At 45.1% G+C, this 2,776-nt stretch carries 1 protein-coding gene; it reads left to right on the top strand.

The genetic code is table 11. The features are described from left to right. Nucleotides 1-507: 507 nt before the first annotated feature. Nucleotides 508-2,776: hypothetical protein (locus KDK15_RS10195; protein WP_257295253.1), on the top strand; the 2,269-nt coding region annotated here is incomplete at its 3' end.

Genomic DNA, 2,776 nt, shown 5'->3' with positions numbered 1-2,776 from the left:
TCCACACATCAGGAGAATTATCCTTCAGACTCCATTGGTGTGCTGCGGCACACCGCTCCCTGAGCCCCCTGTCTACCTCCCGCGGTATCAGAGCCCCAAGCTGTTGTTCAAGCACCCGGCGCAGTTCCGGCCACTGGCATTCATCCTGCTCTAAATAATCACCCAGCAGTTACGTCCTTAAGGGAGCTGGGTGGGGTGGCATTAATACTGTTATTAATGTGCATGGTTGAATCTCCATTAGTAAATGAACCTTGGCAGAAATGCCTGCCTCACATTCCAAAAAATAGAATTAATGCCAGAGGTTAATTGCGTATACCCCCCCAAATCTGGTAATTGAAATAATTTTCAAATTCTAATTTATTACGATCGTACTATTTTAAAATAGTTCCATTAATTGTATTTTCTGACTTAAATAATTATCATCCGCTTTAAACCTGCCAACAAGGTATCAACCAAATGGCCTACATTAAGTAGAAAATATTATCATTCGAGATTGTATGTGTTGTTATGTCTCTACCTGTTAAGGCAAACTTTCAACTGCTAAATACTCCAACGGATAGCAATTCTCTGCCATCCTCAAAAGAGGATGTGAACGGGATTAAATCCGGTAAATATACAGAATATTTGTGCCATGGTGAATCTGAAGCATCCTCCCTGGTTTCATCATTTTATAGTAATCTTGGTTTGACCGTACGTGTTGTTGACGTAAAAAAAATATTGGCTGAAAGAACCGAAAGCAATGCTAACACAATACAATTCAGGCCTTTCAGTTGTTTGTTCCCTGGCAGTAAACGTGTGGTTGTATCTCCGGTTTCCGACTTGAATGAGTTTGCAGCTCTGCTGGATTTGGATGGGCTGGTCACCGTTCACAAACCGATTGATGATAGCGTCATGGAGTGGGCTTTTAAATGGGATGCCGACACTGGGCAAAATGGGGAAGCGCGAAAAAAGAAGTCAAAAAAAATTACCGACTTTGCCACATTAAAAAAGAAAGTAGAGGAAATGGAATGGCGGGATGAATCGTTATTTCCGTCCTGGTGCTCCTCTGGCCACCTTAGTCCCGATGGTTATTCACTCCATCACTCATCATTACCGAAGGGTGTTGGCAATCTCAACTACCCGGAGATTATCTGCCGATATAACTTTGACCAGACCCATTGTGGATATTTGCTGGATTTCAGAAGAGAAAAGTCCTTTTTCCAAATTGCCCGGTTTATGGAGAACATTTTACGCCTTGAAACCCATGGCTGTGCCGGACAACGACCAAAGCCCATCACTCTTTTTCTGTACGATAGCTATCGGGGCAGACTGCTGTCACCGTTGGAACTCGATCGTACTCTGGTTAATAAAATAGCAGACAATGTAAAGGTATTTGCCCGCTATGCGCGATTCAGTCACCAGGAACGCGAACTCTACAATTTACTGTCTCAGGCAGGCTGTGATCGCTTCTTGCGGTTACTAATGAACAATATTCCCGAGAGTGTCAGAGCGGTAGCAAATGCAGGTCAGACGATAGATGTGGAAAACATCAAAAAGGCCATTGTTAATCTCGAAGTCAGCAAAGTCCTTGCCATGCTGTCAGAAATAGATAATGAGTTGATTGCCAGGGTTGGTTTACCGACAACACTCATGGACCAATTGATTGACCATCCTATTTTTACTGACAAAGATTTCAAAAATTATCACAAATCTGCCAACAATAAACACTACCTGCAATATTTTGATCAGGATCGACTCCGGCGGTTGATGCGAACCACCTTTGCGGCACAGGGGGATATCTGCAGAGCGCTGATAAAAAATAATTTATTTATTCCGTTTATAGCGAGAGGTGTTTACGAACCTATGGTTAACCCGCTGGTATCTTGCCTGCTGATTGCTAATGGTTCAAGAACCAATTTTACTGAAAGTTGTTTTGATGTTACCACGAGCCTTTTCCCAATAATGGCCGCCAGGGAATTTTACCGGGAAGGCCTGTTGACCGGGGCCGAACTCAAGATCATACGTCACGAGACGTTATGGCAAATTGTTTTTGATTACCCCAGAAATGTGATTACTGATCCTGATAAAATTATAGAGCGTTTTCGCAAGCTGGTGAATACTCTGTCGGGTTTTCTGGCGCAGCACAAACAGAAGTCACACCCTGATGACTGGGTTAAACAAGAGTGCCGGGAGATCCTCAGTGAACCACTGTACACGATTTACCTGGATGAAAAAGCCAGCGGTGTGGACCTGAAAAAGGCGCTGGAAGAGGGCTTGTCTGCCCAGCGATACAATGACAGGCAACTAATGGATTATATATGCTTTACAATATTTTCGGCGACCGGATCATGCGATGATGATCTTGCTCTAATCAAATTTCAAAACGGCTATTCCTTCATCCCTAAATGCTGGGTTGTCAACCGTTTTTCCACCAAAGATAGCAGCCCTGACCACTGGCTGGAGGCCTTGCTGGCTTCACCGCCGATCTTTGATCCACCGGAAATGCAACGTGCAGGCCGTTATCGGACGATTACCCGGGAGGCTGGGCAGCATTACTATCAGAATCCCCATCCCGGTCTGGCAAAAAACATCCTGGCCCGGGGGATAAAACCCCGTTACCGCGAGTGTCATGGTCTGGACCACGCCCTGCGTACGCAGCTGGCCACTGAATTTCTGTTGGAGATACTCACCGACTTTCACCCACCCTTCAAAGAATTACTGAAGCAGCATCAGCTGCTGCAAGAGTTACTGCCCATTGCCGAGTTGTACCACGACGCTGTCGCTGAAGTTGAAGCCA

It is taken from the genome of Endozoicomonas sp. YOMI1 (assembly GCF_024606345.1).
Classification (GTDB): domain Bacteria; phylum Pseudomonadota; class Gammaproteobacteria; order Pseudomonadales; family Endozoicomonadaceae; genus Endozoicomonas.
Note: the sequence above shows the minus strand (reverse complement) of the source record. Positions and strands in the feature narration are given on the sequence as shown.